The organism is Kitasatospora sp. NPDC093102 (assembly GCF_040683915.1).
Classification (GTDB): domain Bacteria; phylum Actinomycetota; class Actinomycetes; order Streptomycetales; family Streptomycetaceae; genus Kitasatospora.
In genome coordinates this window covers 80,149-97,716 of record NZ_JBFBFA010000025.1, presented here as the reverse complement: position 1 = coordinate 97,716, position 17,568 = coordinate 80,149, and the positions used below count along the sequence as shown (strand labels likewise).

18 protein-coding genes and 3 tRNA genes are annotated in these 17,568 nt (G+C 72.6%); 15 read left to right on the top strand and 6 right to left on the bottom strand.

The genetic code is table 11. The features are described 5' to 3' along the window. The first annotated feature begins 22 nt into the window (after positions 1–22). From AB0O11_RS26565 to AB0O11_RS26555, 3 genes are all read left to right on the top strand, one after another. Positions 23–95, top strand: a tRNA-Glu gene (locus AB0O11_RS26565). A gap of 27 nt (positions 96–122) precedes the next feature. Next, positions 123–195 (top strand) — tRNA-Glu (locus AB0O11_RS26560). A 49-nt stretch (positions 196–244) separates the two neighbouring features. Further along, positions 245–319, top strand: a tRNA-Gln gene (locus tag AB0O11_RS26555). 108 nt (positions 320–427) lie between these two features. On the opposite strand, the gene AB0O11_RS26550 is transcribed toward AB0O11_RS26555, so the two are convergent. After that, positions 428–598, bottom strand: coding sequence for a hypothetical protein (locus AB0O11_RS26550; protein ID WP_363391807.1), 171 nt, complete (start codon positions 596–598; stop codon positions 428–430). 235 nt (positions 599–833) lie between these two features. Between AB0O11_RS26550 and leuC the strand changes: the two genes are divergently transcribed. From leuC to AB0O11_RS26530, 4 genes are all read left to right on the top strand, one after another. Beyond that, a complete protein-coding gene (gene leuC / locus AB0O11_RS26545) occupies positions 834–2,258 on the top strand; it encodes a 3-isopropylmalate dehydratase large subunit (protein ID WP_363391805.1) in 1,425 nt (474 codons plus the stop codon). Between the two features lie 3 nt (positions 2,259–2,261). After that, positions 2,262–2,858, top strand: a complete 597-nt coding sequence (leuD, locus tag AB0O11_RS26540) for a 3-isopropylmalate dehydratase small subunit (RefSeq protein WP_363391804.1) — start codon at positions 2,262–2,264, stop codon at positions 2,856–2,858. Positions 2,859–3,199: 341 nt separating this feature from the next. After that, positions 3,200–3,388, top strand: a complete 189-nt coding sequence (locus AB0O11_RS26535; protein ID WP_224284476.1) for a hypothetical protein — start codon at positions 3,200–3,202, stop codon at positions 3,386–3,388. A gap of 133 nt (positions 3,389–3,521) precedes the next feature. Continuing rightward, on the top strand, positions 3,522–4,280 hold the full coding sequence (locus AB0O11_RS26530; protein ID WP_363391802.1) for an HU family DNA-binding protein: 759 nt from the start codon (positions 3,522–3,524) through the stop codon (positions 4,278–4,280). 196 nt (positions 4,281–4,476) lie between these two features. On the opposite strand, the gene AB0O11_RS26525 is transcribed toward AB0O11_RS26530, so the two are convergent. Both AB0O11_RS26525 and cofC read right to left on the bottom strand, forming a co-directional pair. Next, a complete protein-coding gene (locus AB0O11_RS26525; protein ID WP_030257846.1) occupies positions 4,477–4,698 on the bottom strand; it encodes a hypothetical protein in 222 nt (73 codons plus the stop codon). 119 nt (positions 4,699–4,817) lie between these two features. After that, the gene (cofC, locus tag AB0O11_RS26520; protein ID WP_363391800.1) at positions 4,818–5,501 is read right to left on the bottom strand and encodes a 2-phospho-L-lactate guanylyltransferase; all 684 of its coding nucleotides are present in this window, start codon (positions 5,499–5,501) and stop codon (positions 4,818–4,820) included. A gap of 228 nt (positions 5,502–5,729) precedes the next feature. Here cofC and AB0O11_RS26515 point away from each other — a divergent pair, with 228 nt between their 5' ends. The 3 genes from AB0O11_RS26515 (at position 5,730) to AB0O11_RS26505 (ending at position 8,780) form a co-directional block, all read left to right on the top strand. Next, on the top strand, positions 5,730–6,560 hold the full coding sequence (locus AB0O11_RS26515; protein WP_363391798.1) for a lysophospholipid acyltransferase family protein: 831 nt from the start codon (positions 5,730–5,732) through the stop codon (positions 6,558–6,560). Next, positions 6,557–7,558, top strand: coding sequence for an NAD(P)H-dependent glycerol-3-phosphate dehydrogenase (locus AB0O11_RS26510; protein ID WP_363391796.1), 1,002 nt, complete (start codon positions 6,557–6,559; stop codon positions 7,556–7,558). The genes AB0O11_RS26515 and AB0O11_RS26510 overlap by 4 nt, the downstream gene beginning before the upstream one ends. A 76-nt stretch (positions 7,559–7,634) precedes the next feature. Then, the gene (locus AB0O11_RS26505; protein ID WP_363391794.1) at positions 7,635–8,780 is read left to right on the top strand and encodes a D-alanine--D-alanine ligase family protein; all 1,146 of its coding nucleotides are present in this window, start codon (positions 7,635–7,637) and stop codon (positions 8,778–8,780) included. An 80-nt stretch (positions 8,781–8,860) separates the two neighbouring features. Here the strand turns inward: AB0O11_RS26505 and AB0O11_RS26500 are convergent, their stop codons facing one another. Together AB0O11_RS26500 and AB0O11_RS26495 are read right to left on the bottom strand one after the other, a co-directional pair. Continuing rightward, the gene (locus tag AB0O11_RS26500; RefSeq protein ID WP_363391792.1) at positions 8,861–9,379 is read right to left on the bottom strand and encodes a DUF3515 family protein; all 519 of its coding nucleotides are present in this window, start codon (positions 9,377–9,379) and stop codon (positions 8,861–8,863) included. A gap of 84 nt (positions 9,380–9,463) precedes the next feature. Continuing rightward, entirely contained in the window at positions 9,464–9,697 is a 234-nt protein-coding gene (locus AB0O11_RS26495) for an Lrp/AsnC ligand binding domain-containing protein (protein ID WP_363391791.1), read from the bottom strand. A 207-nt stretch (positions 9,698–9,904) separates the two neighbouring features. On the opposite strand from AB0O11_RS26495, the gene AB0O11_RS26490 reads away from it, so the two are divergent. The 3 genes from AB0O11_RS26490 (at position 9,905) to thiD (ending at position 12,952) form a co-directional block, all read left to right on the top strand. Beyond that, entirely contained in the window at positions 9,905–10,870 is a 966-nt protein-coding gene (locus AB0O11_RS26490) for a thiamine-phosphate kinase (protein WP_363391789.1), read from the top strand. Positions 10,871–11,029: 159 nt separating this feature from the next. Further along, on the top strand, positions 11,030–12,055 hold the full coding sequence (locus AB0O11_RS26485) for an ATP-dependent 6-phosphofructokinase (protein WP_363391787.1): 1,026 nt from the start codon (positions 11,030–11,032) through the stop codon (positions 12,053–12,055). Positions 12,056–12,178: 123 nt separating this feature from the next. Then, complete coding sequence (thiD, locus tag AB0O11_RS26480) at positions 12,179–12,952, top strand: bifunctional hydroxymethylpyrimidine kinase/phosphomethylpyrimidine kinase (RefSeq protein WP_363391785.1); 774 nt, start codon at positions 12,179–12,181, stop codon at positions 12,950–12,952. A gap of 154 nt (positions 12,953–13,106) precedes the next feature. On the opposite strand, the gene rpmB is transcribed toward thiD, so the two are convergent. Then, a complete protein-coding gene (rpmB, locus tag AB0O11_RS26475; protein WP_014138233.1) occupies positions 13,107–13,292 on the bottom strand; it encodes a 50S ribosomal protein L28 in 186 nt (61 codons plus the stop codon). Positions 13,293–13,590: 298 nt separating this feature from the next. Between rpmB and AB0O11_RS26470 the strand changes: the two genes are divergently transcribed. Together AB0O11_RS26470 and recG are read left to right on the top strand one after the other, a co-directional pair. Next, complete coding sequence (locus AB0O11_RS26470) at positions 13,591–15,222, top strand: DAK2 domain-containing protein (RefSeq protein WP_363391783.1); 1,632 nt, start codon at positions 13,591–13,593, stop codon at positions 15,220–15,222. Between the two features lie 38 nt (positions 15,223–15,260). Beyond that, positions 15,261–17,480 carry an ATP-dependent DNA helicase RecG gene (gene recG / locus AB0O11_RS26465; RefSeq protein WP_363391781.1) on the top strand — a complete coding sequence of 740 codons (2,220 nt, stop codon included), beginning with the start codon at positions 15,261–15,263 and terminating at the stop codon, positions 17,478–17,480. Positions 17,481–17,568 lie beyond the last annotated feature (88 nt).

Sequence of the window (17,568 nt, the reverse complement as noted above, 5' to 3'; positions counted from 1 at the left end):
CCCGCAAGGGATCACCTGGAAAGCCCCCGTTGTGTAGCGGCCTAGCACGCTGCCCTCTCACGGCAGTAGCGCCGGTTCGAATCCGGTCGGGGGTACTGATCCCGCAAGGGATCACCTGGAAAGCCCCCGTTGTGTAGCGGCCTAGCACGCTGCCCTCTCACGGCAGTAGCGCCGGTTCGAATCCGGTCGGGGGTACTTCAGAGCAGGAAGCCGGTGGGCTCGCCCATCGGCCCTTGCTTTGTGTTGGGGTATGGTGTAATTGGCAGCACGAGTGATTCTGGTTCATTTAGTCTAGGTTCGAGTCCTGGTACCCCAGCCAGAAATTGGGAAGACCCCGGTTCCGGGGTCTTTTTGTTTTCTCCGGAAATGCATCGAAGGGCCCCGCCGGGTTGCCGGCGGGGCCCTTTCGGCGTTCGGCGGGGTTCCGTCAGGTGCGGCGGAGGGCTTCGGTGAGGCGGTTGGCGGCTTCGACGACGGCCTGGGCGTGGAGGCGGCCGGGGGTGGCGGAGCCGGCCTTCATGGGCAGGGTGCTGCCGACGGCGACGCCGAGCACCAGAGCGGCCTTGTCGATGACGCCGACGCCGCTGGTGTTGTCCATGCGCTAAGACTGCGGTCTCATTCTGCGAGACGCAAGTTCAAACTTCCGGGAAAAGCGCCACTCTGGAGGGAAGCAGCCCGGGAGGCATCCAGGATGCGGCCCCGTCCGGGCGTCCGCATGGTGGACGGTGATCCGGCGTGCAGGTCTCGCGAACGTGCCCCGCACCGGGCGGCGCACACGCTTTGACCCCGACGACACGAGAAGGCCGGCAACGCGGCCGGCTGGAGGGAATCCGATGGGACGGACACTCGCAGAGAAGGTCTGGGACGACCACGTCGTGCGGCGGGCGGAGGGCGAGCCCGACCTCCTCTTCATCGACCTGCACCTGCTCCACGAGGTCACCAGCCCGCAGGCCTTCGACGGGCTGCGGCTGGCCGGCCGCACGGTCCGCCGCACCGATCTGACGATCGCCACCGAGGACCACAACACCCCCACCCTGGACATCGACAAGCCGATCGCGGACCCGGTCTCCAAGGTGCAGTTGGAGACCCTGCGCAGGAACGCCGCCGAGTTCGGCGTCCGGATCCACTCGCTCGGTGACGTCGAGCAGGGCGTCGTGCACGTCGTCGGCCCGCAGCTCGGCCTGACCCAGCCCGGCATGACCGTGGTCTGCGGCGACTCCCACACCTCGACCCACGGCGCCTTCGGCGCGCTGGCGTTCGGCATCGGCACCAGCCAGGTCGAGCACGTGCTGGCCACCCAGACCCTGCCGCTGGCGCCGTTCCGGACCATGGCGGTCACCGTCGAGGGCGAACTGCCCGAGGGCGTCACCGCCAAGGACCTGATCCTGGCCGTCATCGCGAAGATCGGCACCGGCGGCGGCCAGGGCTACGTTCTGGAGTACCGCGGTTCGGCGATCCGGAGCCTGTCCATGGAGGCCCGGATGACCGTCTGCAACATGTCGATCGAGGCCGGCGCCCGGGCCGGCATGATCGCCCCGGACGAGACCACCTTCGCCTACCTCCAGGACCGCCCGCACGCCCCGCAGGGCGAGGACTGGGACGCCGCCGTCGCGTACTGGAGGACGCTGGGCACCGACGAGGACGCGGTCTTCGACCACGAGATCTTCATCGACGCGAGCGAGCTGACCCCGTTCGTCACCTGGGGCACCAACCCGGGCCAGGGCGCCCCGCTGGGCTCGGACGTGCCGGACCCGGCCTCCTTCGCCGACCCGCAGGAGCGCCAGGCCGCCGAGAACGCCCTGGCGTACATGGGCCTGGAGGCCGGCACCCCGCTGCGCGAGGTGAAGGTCGACGCCGTCTTCGTCGGCTCCTGCACCAACGGCCGGATCGAGGACCTGCGGGCCGCCGCGGCCGTCGTGGAGGGCCGCCGGATCGCCGACGGCGTGCGGATGCTGGTGGTCCCCGGGTCCGTCCGGGTCGCCCTCCAGGCCGTCGAGGAGGGCCTGGACAAGGTCTTCACCGCGGCCGGTGCCGAGTGGCGCCACGCGGGTTGCTCGATGTGCCTGGGCATGAACCCCGACCAACTCGCCCCGGGGGAGCGTTGCGCCTCCACCTCGAACCGCAACTTCGAGGGCCGGCAGGGCAAGGGTGGCCGCACCCACCTGGTCTCCCCGCAGGTCGCCGCCGCGACCGCCGTGCTGGGCCGCCTCGCGGCCCCCTCCGACCTGACCGCCGACGTCGCTGCCGTGGAGGCCTGAGCCATGGAGAAGTTCACCACCCACACCGGCCGGGCCGTCCCGCTGCGCCGCAGCAACGTGGACACCGACCAGATCATCCCGGCCCACTGGCTCAAGAAGGTCACCCGATCCGGTTTCGAGGACGGCCTGTTCGAAGCCTGGCGCAAGGACGAGTCGTTCATCCTCAACCGGCCCGAGCGGCAGGGTGCCACGGTCCTGGTGGCCGGCCCCGAGTTCGGCACCGGCTCCTCCCGGGAGCACGCCGTCTGGGCGCTCCAGAACTACGGCTTCCACGTGGTCGTCTCGTCCCGCTTCGCCGACATCTTCCGGGGCAACTCGCTGAAGAACGGCCTGCTGACGGTCGTCCTGCCGCAGGAGACCGTGGAACGGCTCTGGGCGCTCACCGAGAGTGACCCTTCGGCCGAGATCACCGTCGACCTGGAGGCGCGCGAAGTCCGTGCCGAGGGCGTCACGGCGACCTTCGAACTGGACGACAACGTCCGGTGGCGGCTGCTCAACGGCCTGGACGACATCAGCATCACCCTGCGGAACGAGGCCGACATCGCGACCTTCGAAGCGACCCGCCCGGCCTTCAAGCCGCGTACTCTGCCGGTTGCCTGAGTTCCCTTCAGAACAAGCATTCTGACGATCCGCCGGATGGCCCGCGCCCCCCTCGGGGGGGCCGGGCCATCCGGCGTTCCGGAGCGCGAGTTAGCGCCGGGGCCCGCCCCGGATTGCCCATTTGGCTTTGCGGAAGAGGGCCCCGCGCAAGTACAACTGCGGGTAGATGGCACAATCAGTACATGCACCGGCACCATGAACCTCCGTACGCGGGCGGCGAACCCGCGGCTGAGGACTCCATGGGCCGGCCATCCGAACGCCGAATTGACGATCGGCCGGACGTCACCTCCGCGCCAGCTGAGGGGCCGGACGACCAGGAAGTCGCAGCGCTCTACGCGCTTGTGGCCGAGCGGTTGAAGCAAGCTCACGCCCGCGTGCATGCGCTGAACGTGTCTGCCGATGCAAAGACCGCTCTCACCCGTCAACTCCTCATCGTCACCGAGACCGCCAAGCGCGATCTTCCGGAGGCGGCAAGGCGGTTGAGTCGCTTTGTACATGACCTCGACGAGGGGCCCCCGCCGCTCGACTGAGGTCGCCGACGCGCAAATCCATTGCGACACTAGGGTGATTCGCGCGTTTGGTAATTGAAAGTCCGCAGATACATACCTAACGTGCGAAAAGAACGGATGGAATCATCCGGCGCCCGTTTCCGAAGGGGAAGACGTGAACAAGGCTCAGCTTGTCGAAGCGGTGGCCGAGCAGCTGGGCGGTCGCAAGGCTGCCGCAGAGGCCGTCGACGCAGTGCTCGACACCATGGTCCGTGCCGTTGTGGCCGGTGACCGGGTTTCGGTCACCGGGTTCGGCACCTTCGAGAAGGTGGAGCGCTCCGCGCGCTTCGCCCGCAACCCGCAGACCGGCGAGCGGGTCAAGGTCAAGAAGACCTCGGTCCCGCGCTTCCGTCCGGGTCAGGGCTTCAAGGACCTGGTCAGCGGCAGCAAGAAGCTGCCGAAGGAAGGCCCCTCGGTGAAGAAGGCCCCCAAGGGCTCCCTCACCCCGGGCAAGAGCGGCGTGGCCGCCACCCCGGCCGCCAAGCGTGCCGCCACCAAGCGTGCCGCCGCTGCCGCCGCCGCCCCGGCCACCAAGAAGGCCGCCGCCAAGAAGACGGCGACCACGGCCGCCGCCAAGAAGGCTGCCACCACGGCCGCGAAGACCACCGCCGCCAAGAAGACCACGGCCACCGCCAAGAAGGCCGCCGCGAAGACCACGGTCGCGAAGACCACCGCTGCCAAGAAGACCACGGCCGCCGCGACCAAGGCCGCCGCGACCAAGAAGACGGCCGCGGCGAAGAAGGCGACCACCACGGCTGCCGCCAAGAAGACCACGGCCACCGCCAAGAAGGCGACCGCCACGGCCAAGAAGACGGCGCCGGCGAAGAAGACCGCCACCCGCAAGACCACCGCGCGCAAGACCTCTGCCAAGTAAGTCCCGCGCGACCGTCCCCGGACGGCCTTCGGTCCAGAGCCGCGGCACCCCCTTCCGTGAATTCACGGAAACCGGTCGCCGCGGCTCTTTCGATTTCCGGGCGCTTAGTCAGGAATCGACGGCGTGCGGCGGCACCGGAGGTGTCCCGGGCGTGGTGCGGCGGGGCGCGGACCGGCCCGGCGGTGCCGGGGGGCCGTCAGCCCTCGGCCGGGTCGGGGAAGGTCTGGAGCGTCACGAAGACCACCCGGCGGGCCTCGCCGGTGCCCTCGGTGCGGATCCGCACCCGCTGGCCGGGGCGCAGCAGCCGCAGGCCGCCGGCGTCGAAGGCGGCCGCGTCGAACGGCACCGGGGTCCCGTCGTCGAGCAGCACGGAGCCGGCCCGGGTGGCGGGGTCGAAGGTGAACGCGGTGGCCTGCATGCGAGCAGCATAGCGAGCGGGCCGGTCCGGACCCGGGGCAGGCCGACGCCGGGCCGGGACGGGGCCGGGAGGCGTGCGGGCGGCGTCCGGGAGGGGCTCAGGACGGGCTCAGGGCAGGCTCAGGGCAGGCTCAGGGCGGCGAACAGCGCGCTGGTGTGCGGGCCGAGGCCGAGCACCGCGGCCTGGCCGAGGTCCGTCCCGGTGTCCACGTCCCGGCGCACCGACTCCACGTCCGCGAGACGCAGTTCGAGCGCTCCGCCGGCCGCGTGCCGGGCCCGCGAGCCGTCCCCGAACGCGGGGGAGAGCGGGTGGCCGGGGGTGCAGGCGAGCAGCGTGGTGCCGAGGCCGGGGGAGTCCGGCAGGAAGGCCCGGCCGTCCGGCGGCACCGCTCCCAGCACCCGGGCCAGTTCGGCCGGGCGCAGCGCCGGGAGGTCCGCCGAGAGGGCCGCCAGCGGGGCCCGCGGGGCCAGTGCCAGGGCGGCCGCGGCGCCGTGCGCCAGTGCCCGGTTGAGGCCGCCGCCGGGCTCGTCGGCGACCACGAGTGCACCGAGCGCGGCCAGCAGGGGGCCGGCCGTGGAGTCCCGGGTGACCACCAGGACCCGGTCGACGCCCGGGGTGGCCAGGGCGGCGGTGACGGTGTCCAGCGCGAAGGACAGTGCCAGGTCGGCCCGGTGCGGCCCGGCGTACGGCGCCAGTCTGCTCTTGGCCAGGGCGAGCGGCTTGAGCGGAAGCACCAGCGACCAGCCGGCCGTGGGTGCAGGGGGCGCGACGGGCCCGCTGGGGCGTACGGTGTCCTGGGTCATCGGCGTCATTGTGGCGCCGGTCCCGGAGCCCTCGCCAGGCCGTCCGAGCTGTGGGGACGTGCGTTTGATCACGCCCGCCGGGCGGGTTGGCGCGGTTGCTCGACAGCCGGTGAGCGGGCGGGCGACACTGGTCCGCGCCCGTGGCCCGGGCGCCGGTGGAATCGGTGCGCGGCACCGGGACGCCATGACCGCGGCACTCGATGCCGCATCGGATGAGAAGGAGCTGGGGTGGCCCGCCGCTCGTACGCCAAGTTCGGCAACGCCGACTACGGCATCTGGTACCGCTTCGCGGCCGTGCTGGTGAAGCCGGTGACGACCGCCCTGGTGAAGCCGGACTGGCGGGGCTGGGAGCACATTCCGAAGAGCGGCGGATTCATCGCCGCGGTGAACCACAATTCGATCATCGATCCGGTGATCTACGCGCACTGGCAGTACAACAGCGGACGTCCGCCGCGCATTCTCGGCAAGTCCTCGCTGTTCTCGGTCCCCTTCATCGGATTCATGCTGCGCAAGACCGGCCAGATTCCGGTGTTCCGCGAGTCCACCGACGCCGCGCAGGCGTTCAGGGCCGCGATCGACGCGGTCAACGGCGGTCAGTGCGTGCAGTTCTACCCGGAGGGCACGCTCACCCGGGACCCGGACCTGTGGCCGATGACCGGCAAGAGCGGGGTCGCCCGGGTCGCGCTGGTGACCGGTGCGCCGGTCATCCCGGTCGCGCACTGGGGCGCCCACGAGATCATCCCGCCGTACGGCCGGCCCGGTTACGGGAAGGGCAAGTTCAACCTCTTCCCGCGGCACAAGGTCACCGTCGCGGCCGGGCCGCCGGTGGACCTGAGCAAGTACCAGGGGCAGGAGCTCACCGCCCAGGTGCTCGCCGACGCGACCGAGGACATCATGACGGCGATCACCGCCGTGCTGGCCGAGGTCCGGGGCGAGGAACCGCCGGCCGAGCGCTACGACATGCGCAAGGCCGCCCGGGAGCGTGCCGCGGCCGCGCTGGCCGAGCGCCGGCGCGCCAAGGGCGGGCCGGGCACGGGCGCCGGGGAGGCCGGCAAGTGACCCGCTGCGCCGTGATGGGGACCGGCTCCTGGGGCACCGCGTTCGCGATGGTGCTCGCCGACGCCGGCTGCGAGGTCGTGCTGTGGGCCCGTCGCCAGGAGCTGGTGGACGCCGTCAACTCCACCCACGAGAACCCGGACTACCTGCCGGGCGTCCGGCTGCCCGACACCGTGCGGGCCACCACCGACGCCGCCGAGGCGCTGGCCGGCGCCGACTTCGCGGTGCTCGTGGTGCCCTCGCAGACGCTGCGCGACAACCTGGCCGCCTGGACGCCGCTGATCGAGCCGCAGACCGTGCTGGTGAGCCTGATGAAGGGCATCGAACTCGGCACCGCCAAGCGGATGAGCGAGGTGATCGACGAGGTCACCGGGGTCGGTCCGGAGCGCGTCGCGGTGGTCAGCGGTCCCAACCTGGCCAAGGAGATCGCCAACCGGCAGCCCGCGGCCAGTGTGGTCGCCTGCTCCGACGAGGCGGTCGCCAAGCGGCTCCAGGCGGCCTGCCACACGCCGTACTTCCGGCCGTACACCAACACCGACGTGGTGGGCTGCGAACTCGGCGGTGCGGTCAAGAACGTGATCGGCCTGGCGGTCGGCATGGCGGCCGGCATGGGGCTCGGCGACAACACCAAGGCGACGCTGATCACCCGCGGGCTGGCCGAGACCACCCGGCTCGGCGAGGTGCTGGGTGCGGACCCGCACACCTTCGCCGGGCTCGCCGGGATGGGCGACCTGGTGGCCACCTGTTCCTCGCCGCTGTCGCGCAACAACACCTTCGGCATGAATCTGGGCCGGGGCATGTCGCTCGCGGAGACCATCGCGGCCACCCGGCAGACCGCGGAGGGCGTCAAGTCCTGCGAGTCGGTGCTGGACCTGGCCCGGCGCAACGGGGTCGACATGCCGATCGTCGAGGCCGTGGTGGACGTGGTGCACAACGGGCGGCCGACCCAGGAGGCGCTGCAGGCGCTGATGTCGCGTTCGGCGAAGGCGGAGCGGCGCTGAGTCCCGCGGCGGCGCCCGGCTCCCCCGGCGCCGCCTACTTTCCGGTAGAACCTCGCACGGTAGTCTCAAACCCGATATGAGCATCGAACAGACCTCCCCGAACCGGCCCGACCGGAAGCCGCGCGTCGCGCTGGTCTTCGGCGGGCGAAGCTCCGAGCACGCGATCTCGGTCTCCACCGCGGGCAGTGTGCTCAGGGCGATCGACCGCGACAAGTACGACGTGCTGCCGATCGGCATCACGCACGAGGGCCGCTGGGCGCTGACCAGCGACGAGCCGGCCCGGATGGCCATCACCGACGGGAAGCTGCCGGACGTGGCGCACGTCGCCGAGGGCGTCGACGGCCAGGTCGCGCTGCCGGCCGCCCCGGGCAACCGCGAGGTGGTCCTGACCGAGCCGGGCAGCGCCCCCAAGGCCCTCGGCGAGGTCGACGTGGTGTTCCCGCTGCTGCACGGCCCGTGGGGCGAGGACGGCACGCTCCAGGGCCTGCTGGAGCTCTCCGGCGTCCCGTACGTCGGCAACGGCGTGCTGGCCAGCGCGGCCGGGATGGACAAGGAGTTCGCCAAGCGGATCCTGGCCTCGCACGGTCTGGACGTCGGCCGCTACACCATCGTGCGGCCGCGCGAGTGGGAGTCCGAGGCGGGCCGCGCGGCGGTGCGCGAGCGGGCCGCCGAGCTGGGCCTGCCGCTGTTCGTGAAGCCCTGCCGGGCCGGTTCCAGCATCGGCATCACCAAGGTGAAGGACCTGGCCGACCTCGACGCCGCGATCGAGGAGGCCCGCCGGCACGACCCCAAGCTGATCATCGAGGCGGGCGTCACCGGCCGCGAGATCGAGTGCGGCGTGCTGGAGTTCGAGGACGGCCCGCGGGCCAGCGTGGCCGGCGAGGTCCTGGTCGGCGAGGGCTACGACTTCTACGACTTCGAGGCCAAGTACATCGACTCCTCCGAGGTGCAGATCCCGGCGAAGCTCACCGCCGAGCAGCTCGCCGAGATCCAGCGCCAGGCGGTCGAGGCCTTCGAGGCGCTCGGCTGCGAGGGCCTGGCCCGGGTGGACTTCTTCCTGCTGGAGGACGGCACCTGGATGATCAACGAGATCAACACCATGCCCGGCTTCACCCCGATCTCGGCGTTCCCCAAGATGTGGGAGGCCAGCGGGGTCACGTACCCGGAGCTGATCGACCGGCTGCTCGGGACGGCGCTGCGGCGTTCGACCGGGCTGCGCTAGCGGGTCCTGCGGCGGAGGGCGGGCCGGAAGCTCCCGGCCCGCCCTCGGTACGTCCCGTCAGGCCCCGGCCGTCGCCCGGCTCAGCCCGGGACGTTGGCCTTGACCGCGCCGCTCAGGGCGGCCGCCGGGTCGAAGGGGTTCTGCGCGGCCCCGGCAGGGACGGTCACCTCGACGTAGGCGGCGCGCATGGTCGTCACGAAGCGGTAGCCGCCGCCGGCGAGCTTCTGCGACCACCAGGTGACGCCGTCGACGCTCGGGGACCAGTCCGCGGCGTGGTCGCCGTCCAGCTCCTCCGGCCGGTCGACGCCGCAGCGCAGCACCGTCCGGGGCGAATCGCCCCAGGCGGCCACGTACGGCGAGGCGGGCGACGGATCCCTGCGGGCGTGCCCGAGCAGTTCGGCGGGCAGCGCGGCGGCGAGCGAGCGGCAGTACTCGGCCGCCCTGCCGCTCGGCCGAGGGATCTCGATCCTCGGGTCGGCCGGGCCCCAGCTGCCGACCAGCACCACGACCGTGCAGATCAGCGCGACGGGCAGGGCCAGCCAGCGGACCGGGGCCGGCAGGGCGGTCAGCACCTTGGGGACGCGCAGTTCTCTGGCCACCCGCCGATGGTATCCGGGGCCCGGGACCCGTCGTCGCACTCCCGACTGCGGGGCGTCCGACAACAGTCCCCGGGCGTCCCGGACCTACAGGTGCACCACGGGACAGGTGAGGGTGCGGGTGATGCCCTCGACCTTCTGGACCCGGGCCACCACCATGCGGCCCAGCTCGTCCACCGTCTCGGCCTCGGCCTTGACGATCACGTCGTAGGGGCCGGTGACATCCTCGGCGGTGAGCACGCCGGGCAGCTCGGAGATGGTCCCGGCCACGGCGGTGGCCTTCCCAACCTCGGTCTGGATCAGGATGTATGCCTGTACCACGAGGACCTCCCGGCGGCCGGTTAGGGGGGATCGCCGCCGTGATCGCCCGGTCAGGCGTGTGGGTGGGTGGGCTCACCGGCAGGCTGATCACCACGCTACCGCGCAGCGGGCCGGGGAGGGGAGACCCCGAGGCCCCCGAAGGGCGTACGCTGCGCGCGGGGGAGCGCGACGGGGACCGAATCGGATGGAAACGCGAGAGGACGGCAGATGCAGGGGACCGTGGGCGAGCTCGGCGAGTTCGGCCTCATCAGGGAGCTGACCGCCCGGGTGCCGCTCACCGATGCGGTCGACCTCGGCCCGGGTGACGACGCCGCGGTGGTGCGGGCTCCGGACGGCCGGGTGGTGGCGACCACGGACGTCCTGATCGAGAACCGGCACTTCCGCCGGGACTGGTCCACCGCCTACGACGTGGGCCGCAAGGCCGCCGCCCAGAACCTCGCCGACGTGGCCGCGATGGGGGCGGTGCCGACCGCCATACTGCTCGGCCTGGTCGCCCCCGCGGACCTGCCGACCACCTGGGCCACCGAGTTGATGGACGGGCTGCGCGACGAGTGCCAGGTGGCCGGGGCGACGGTGGTCGGCGGCGACGTGGTGCGCGGCGACACCGTCACGCTGGCCATCACGGCGCTCGGAGACCTTCAGGGGCGTGCGGCGGTGACACGCGCCGGCGCGCAGGTCGGCGACGTGGTCGCGGTGACCGGCTGGCTCGGCTGGTCGGCCGCCGGCCTCACCGTGCTCCAGCGCGGCTTCCGCTCCCCGCGCGCCTTCGTCGAGGCGCACCGCCGGCCCGAACCGCCGTACCACGCGGGTCCGGCGGCGTCCGAGCTGGGCGCGACCTCGATGATCGACGTGAGCGACGGGCTGGTCGCCGACCTCGGCCACGTGGCCCGGGCCAGCCAGGTGGACATCGACCTCAGGGCCGCCGACTTCGACGTCCCGGCGCAGATGGCCGACATCGGCCAGGCGGTCGGGGTGGACCCGCTGGTCTGGGTGCTCTCCGGAGGCGAGGACCACGCGATCGTGGCCACCTTCCCGCGCGGGGTCCAACTCCCGGCCCGCTGGCGGGTGGTGGGCGAGGTGACCGGCCGCCCGACGGGCAGCCGCAGCGGCCGGGTCACGGTGGACGGCGCGCCCTGGGACCGGGTCGGCGGCTGGGACCACTTCGCCGAGTAGCGCGCGGCCCGCGCGGATCCCCGTACGGTGGGCGGCGCGTGACGTCCCGGCGTGCGGGGGGACGGGCGTCGCGGGTGCGTTTTGCGTACGCTGGCGACATCCCAGCCCGCCCGTCCGGTGCGGGTGGTCCGAACCACTGCGAGCGGGAGCACACCAGACATGCGGATCGGTGTACTGACCAGCGGCGGCGACTGCCCCGGCCTCAACGCGGTGATCCGATCGGTGGTGCACCGGGGCACCGACGTCCACGGGGACGAGATCGTCGGCATCCTGGACGGCTTCCTCGGGCTGATCGAGGGCCGCACCCGGACGGTCTCGCACGACGACGTCACCGGCCTGCTCACCCTCGGCGGCACCATCCTGGGCTCGGCCCGGGTGCGGCGGGACCGGATCGCCTGGGCGGTGGAGAACGCCAAGGCGCTGGCCCGGGAGATCGGCATCGACGCGCTGATCGCGATCGGCGGGGAGGGGACGCTGACCGCCGCCAAGCAGTTCAGCGACGCCGGACTGCCCGTGGTCGGGGTGCCGAAGACCATCGACAACGACATCGAGGCCACCGACGTGACCTTCGGCTTCGACACCGCCGTGCACGTCGCGACCGAGGCGATCGACCGGCTGAAGACCACCGCCGAGTCCCACCAGCGCGTCATGGTGGTCGAGTTGATGGGACGGCACACCGGCTGGATCACCCTCACCGCGGGCATGGCGGGCGGTGCGCACGGCATCCTGATCCCGGAGAAACCCTTCGACATCGAGGCGGTGGCCCGGATAATCGAGGACCGCTTCGCGCGCGGCAAGAAGTTCGCCATCATCGCCGTCGCCGAGGGCGCCTCCCCGGTGCCCGGCACCATGCGCTTCGACCACGGCGAGGTCGACCAGTACGGCCACCGGACCTTCGGCGGGATCGGCAACCGGCTCGCCCACGAACTGGAGAACCTGCTCGGCAAGGAGGCCCGCCCGGTCATCCTCGGCCACGTCCAGCGCGGCGGCACCCCGACCGCCCGGGACCGGGTGCTCGCCACCCGCTTCGGCTGGCACGCGGTGGAAGCCGTCCACCAGGGGGCGTTCGGGCACTTCACGGCCTTGCGCCGGACCGGCATCGAGCTGCGGCCGCTCAGCGAGGCGGTGACCCGGCTGAAGACGGTGCCGAAGGACCGCTGGACGGAGTCCGAGGCGGTGCTCTGAAACCGCGCGGGTAGGTTGGGGTCCATGGCCCTCCCGTCTCCCACCCCAGCCCCCGGCCGGCTCTCCCCCGGACTCCGTCCGGGGGCACCCCCGTCGCGCGGCCCCTCCGAGGCACCTCCCCGCGTGCTCACCGTCGCCGGCTCCGACTCCGGCGGCGGCGCCGGCATCCAGGCCGACCTCAAGGCGATGCTCGCCCTCGGCGTCCACGGCATGAGCGTGATCACCGCCGTCACCGCGCAGAACTCGCTCGGTGTCCAGGGTTACTGGGAACTGCCCGCCGAAGCCGTCCGGGCGCAGTTCCGCAGCGTGGTGGACGACATCGGGGTGCAGGCCGTGAAGACCGGCATGCTCGCCTCGGTCGAACTCGTCGAGACCGTCTCCGAGCTGCTCGCCGGGGTGGACGCCCCGGTGGTGGTCGACCCGGTCGGGGTCTCCAAGCACGGGGACGCGCTGCTGGTCGCCGAAGCCGTCGCCACCGTCCGCGAGAAGCTGCTGCCGGTCGCCACCCTGGCCACCCCCAACCTGCACGAGGTGACCCAGCTCACCGGGCTGACCGTCGAGGACGAGTCGCAGATGCTGGACGCCGCCAAGGCGCTGGTCGACCTCGGGCCGCGCTGGGCGCTGGTCAAGGGCGGCCACCTGGCGGGCGAGGCCGCCGACCTGCTGTACGGCGGACCGGAGGAGGTGCACTGGTTCCGGGCGCCGCGCCACGACAACCGGCACACCCACGGCACCGGCTGCACCCTGGCCAGCGCGATCGCGGCCGGCCTGGCCAAGGGCGAGCCGCTGCCGCAGGCGGTGGCCTCGGCCAAGGAGTACGTCACCGGCGCGATCGCCGGGGGCTTCGCCCTGGGCGCCGGCATCGGCCCGGTCGACCACGCCTGGCGCTGGCGCTGAACACCCCGGAAAAGCAATGGTGGGCGGGCTCCTCAAGGGAGCCCGCCCACCACCGGTGAGTCCGGAAAACGGCGTAGCCGGCCACGGAAACAGCGAAGCCGGCCCATCCGAGGATGAACCGGCTCACTGGAGGACCGGCATGCCGGTCTGCGCGTCAGCGCGAGACCTTACCGGCCTTGATGCACGAGGTGCAGACGTTGAGCCGCTTCGGCGTCCGCCCAATCACAGCGCGCACCGTCTGGATGTTGGGGTTCCAACGACGGGGGGTACGGCGGTGAGAGTGGGAGATGCTGTTGCCGAAGCCCGGCCCCTTGCCGCAGACGTCGCAGTTGGCAGCCACAGGAGTCACTCCAAGACTTCAGATCAGATACTTTCGAAAACCCCGCTCACCCACCAGAACACTCACGTGAACCGGACCGGACAAGGGGGTGAGCCTGGACGGTTCCAGGCAACCGGAAGAGCATACAACGCTTGCTTCCGTCCCACGAAACTACCATGACCGGCCGAGTGATCGCTCCGGTCGCCGGTCCGGACGGCCCTGCCCCGCCCCGATAACCTGCCGGTATCACCCCTCGCCGCCGGCCCGACCGTGCCGCTGCCACTCGGGCCACCGCGGCGTCCCATCCGGAGGAGACCTGGTGCTGCACACGCTCGACGCCCCGGCCGTGCGCACCTGGTGCCAGCTCGCGCTGCGCGCGCTCGGCCAGGCCCGCGAGGAGATCGACGCGCTCAACGTCTATCCCGTCCCGGACGGCGACACCGGCACCAACCTCTACCTGACCGTCGAGTCCGCCGCCGCCGAGGTGGAGAGCCGCTTCGCCGACCCCGCCGTCGACCCGGCCCCCGGGCTGGCCGACACGGTCCGGGCGATGGCCCGCGGCGCACTGGTCGGCGCCCGCGGCAACTCCGGGGTGATCCTCGCCCAGTGGCTGCGCGGCACCGCCGAGACGCTGGCCGAGGGAGGCGGCGCCGAACAGCTGCGGGCCGCCCTGCAACGGGCCGCCGACTCCGCGTACCAGGCCGTCGCGGAGCCCGTCGAGGGCACCCTGCTGACCGTCGCCCGGGTCGCCGCCCGGGAGGCCGTCCGGGCCGGGGACGGGCTCGCGCAGGTCGCCGACACCGCCCACCGGGCCGCCCGGGACGCGCTGCGGCACACCCCCGAACAGCTCGCCGTACTGGCCGAGAACGGGGTGGTGGACGCCGGCGGGCGCGGCCTGGTGGCCGTCCTCGGCGCGCTCGCCGACGCCGTCGCCGGACAGCAGCCGATGGGGCCGGTCGCGCTGCGCGGGGACGTCCGGGCCGTCGAGAGCTGTGAGACGCACCTCAGGCCGCCCGGCCCCGGCCACCCCGCCTTCGAGGTCATCTACCTGCTGGACGCCCCCGACGAGGCGCTGCCCGCGCTGCGCGAGCGGCTCGGCGAGCTCGGCGACTCGCTGGTGATCGGCGGCGGCGACGGCCTGTGGAACGTGCACGTCCACGTGGACGACGCGGGCGCCGCCGTGGAGGCCGGGGTCGGGGCGGGGCGCCCGCACCAGATCCGGATCACCCACTTCGCCGAGGCCGCCGCCCGGGCCGGCACCACCGCCGAGCGCGGCGAGCGCGAGGAACGTGCCCGCGCGGTGCTCTCGGTGGTCTCCGGCGAGGGCCTGGCCGAACTCTGCGAGCAGGCCGGCGCCGTCGTCCTGCACGCCGACCCGGACCGCCCGCCGGCCAGCGCCGAACTCGCCGCCGCGGTGCGCCGCTCGGCCGCCCGCGAGGTCGTCCTGCTGCTCAACGACCCCGAGCTGCGCGCCGCCGCCGGGGCCGCCGCCGACCAGCTGCGCGAGGAGGGGGTGCGGATCGCCGTCCTGCCCACCCGCTCGCCGGTGCAGGGCCTGGCGGCGCTGGCGGTGCACGAGGGCGGCCGCCGCTTCGACGAGGACGTGGTCGCCATGACCTCCGCCGCCGGGGCCACCCGGTACGCCGAACTGGCCGTCGCCGAGGGGGAGTCCTGGACGATGGCCGGGGTCTGCCAGGCCGGGGACGTGCTCGGGCTGATCGACGGCGACGTCGCGGTGATCGGCGCCGGGCTGGCCGAGGTCGGCGAGAGCGTGCTGGACCGGATGCTCGGGGCGGGCGGCGAACTGGTCACCCTGATCCTCGGCGAGGGCACCGACGAGGCGCTCGCCGAACGGCTGGTCTCCCACGTCCGGCACCGGCGGCCCGAGGTGGACGCGGTGGTCTTCCAGGGCGGACAGGAGCCGGCGCCGCTGCTCATCGGGGTGGAGTAGGGCCTGTTCGTCGGTGCCTTGGTGTAAACAGGGGCCTGATGGGCGCTCTCGATGAACCACTGACCAAGCTCGTCGGCGACCGCACCGCGAAGGTGCTCGCCGACAGCCTCAAGCTGCGCACGGTCGGGGACCTGCTGCACCACTACCCGCGCCGCTACGTCGAACGCGGCCAGCTCACCAGCCTGGACGAGCTGGAGATCGACGAGCACGTCACCGTGCTGGCCCGGATCGAGAAGGTCACCCTGATCCCGTTCCGGGGCCGCAAGGGCGACCGGCTGGAGGTCGTCGTCACCGACGGCCGCAGCCGGCTCTCGCTGGTCTTCTTCAACCAGGGCTGGCGGCAGAAGGAGCTCAAGCCCGGCGCCCAGGGCCTGTTCGCGGGCAAGGTCGGGGTCTTCAACCGGACCCGCCAGCTGGTCTCGCCGGACTACCAGCTGCTCGACGAGGACACCGGGTCCGACGCCGCGGAGCAGTTCGCCGGCCGGCTCATCCCGGTGTACGGCGCCAGCGCACAGATGCCCAGCTGGAAGCTGTCGATCTGCATCGAGACGGCCCTCACCAAGCACCTCGGCGACGTCGGCGAACCGCTGCCCGCCGAACTGCGCGAGCGGCACGACCTGATTCCGCTGCCCGAGGCGCTGGAGCTGATCCACCGCCCGCGCAGCCACGCCGACCGCGAGCGCGCCCAGAGCCGGCTGCGCTGGGACGAGGCCTTCGTGCTCCAGGTCGCCCTCGCGCAGCGCCGGGCCGCCGACTCCGCCCTGCCCGCCAAACCGCGCAGGGCCCGCGAGGGCGGTCTGCTGGACGCCTTCGACGCCCGGCTGCCGTTCACCCTCACCGAGGGCCAGCAGAAGGTCTCCGCCGAGATCGCCGCCGACCTCGCCACCGAACACCCGATGCACCGGCTGCTCCAGGGCGAGGTCGGCTCCGGGAAGACGCTGGTCGCGCTGCGCGCCATGCTCGCCGTGGTGGACGCGGGCGGCCAGGCGGTGCTGCTGGCGCCCACCGAGGTGCTCGCCCAGCAGCACCACCGCTCGATCGTCGAGATGATGGGCGACCTGGCGGAGGGCGGCATGCTCGGCGGCTCCGAGCACGCCACCCGGGTGGTGCTGCTGACCGGCTCGATGGGCGTCGCCGCCCGTCGTCAGGCGCTGCTCGACATGGCCTGCGGGGACGCCGGGATCGCCATCGGCACCCACGCACTGATCGAGGACAAGGTGCAGTTCCAGGACCTCGGCCTGGTCGTGGTGGACGAGCAGCACCGCTTCGGCGTCGAGCAGCGGGACGCGCTGCGCGCCAAGGGCGAGCAGCCGCCGCACCTGCTGGTGATGACCGCCACCCCGATCCCGCGCACCGTCGCGATGACGGTCTTCGGGGACCTGGAGACCTCCGTCCTGGACCAGCTGCCGGCCGGCCGCTCGCCGATCTCCACCCACGTCGTCCCGGCACTGGAGAAGCCCAACTTCCTCACCCGGGCCTGGGAACGGGTCCGCGAGGAGGTCGCCAAGGGCCACCAGGCGTACGTGGTCTGCCCCCGGATCGGGGACGAGGAGCCCGCCGCCGACCCGAAGAAGAAGCGCCGCAAGGCCGCCGAGGAGGACTTCGAGGAGGTCGCCGGCGAAGGCGCCGCGAGCGACGAACGGCGGCCCCCGCTCTCGGTGGTGGAGACGGCGGAGAAGCTGACGAAGGGCTCGCTGAGCGGCCTGCGGGTGGAGATCCTGCACGGCCGGCTCGTGCCGGAGGCCAAGGACGAGGTGATGCGCCGCTTCGCGGCCGGTGAGGTGGACGTGCTGGTCGCCACCACCGTGATCGAGGTCGGCGTCAACGTCCCCAACTCCACCGCGATGGTCATCATGGACGCCGACCGCTTCGGCGTCTCCCAGCTCCACCAGCTGCGCGGCCGGGTCGGTCGCGGCAGTGCGGCGGGCCTGTGCCTGCTGGTCAGCGAGATGCCCGGGGGCAGCGCCGCAAGGGCCCGGCTGGACGCGGTGGCGGGCACCCTGGACGGCTTCGAGCTGTCCCGGATCGACCTCGAACAGCGCCGCGAGGGCGACGTGCTGGGCCAGGCCCAGTCCGGGGTGAGGTCCTCGCTCAAGGTGCTCTCGGTGCTGGAGGACGAGGAGGTCATCGTCACCGCCCGCACCGAGGCCACCCGGCTGGTCGCCGAGGACCCGGACCTGGCCGCCCACCCGGAGCTGCGCACCGCGCTGGAGAGCCTGCTCGACGAGGACCGCGCGGCCTACATGGAGAAGGGCTGAGGGGTCCTCGGACGGGCCGGATTGTCAGACCCCCGCGAGAGAATGAAGGTGTTCAGGGCGCACCCCCAAGGTGCGTACCTGGCGCGAC

Excerpts from the sequence above, each read along its gene's own strand:
- AB0O11_RS26485 (WP_363391787.1), top strand. The coding sequence starts at position 11,030 with ATGCGGATCGGTGTACTGACCAGCGGCGGCGACTGCCCCGGCCTCAAC.
- leuD (WP_363391804.1), top strand. The coding sequence starts at position 2,262 with ATGGAGAAGTTCACCACCCACACCGGCCGGGCCGTCCCGCTGCGCCGC.
- AB0O11_RS26505 (WP_363391794.1), top strand. The coding sequence starts at position 7,635 with ATGAGCATCGAACAGACCTCCCCGAACCGGCCCGACCGGAAGCCGCGC.
- recG (WP_363391781.1), top strand. The coding sequence starts at position 15,261 with ATGGGCGCTCTCGATGAACCACTGACCAAGCTCGTCGGCGACCGCACC.
- cofC (WP_363391800.1), bottom strand. The coding sequence starts at position 5,501 with ATGACCCAGGACACCGTACGCCCCAGCGGGCCCGTCGCGCCCCCTGCA.
- leuC (WP_363391805.1), top strand. The coding sequence starts at position 834 with ATGGGACGGACACTCGCAGAGAAGGTCTGGGACGACCACGTCGTGCGG.
- AB0O11_RS26490 (WP_363391789.1), top strand. The coding sequence starts at position 9,905 with ATGCAGGGGACCGTGGGCGAGCTCGGCGAGTTCGGCCTCATCAGGGAG.
- AB0O11_RS26525 (WP_030257846.1), bottom strand. The coding sequence starts at position 4,698 with ATGCAGGCCACCGCGTTCACCTTCGACCCCGCCACCCGGGCCGGCTCC.
- AB0O11_RS26550 (WP_363391807.1), bottom strand. The coding sequence starts at position 598 with ATGGACAACACCAGCGGCGTCGGCGTCATCGACAAGGCCGCTCTGGTG.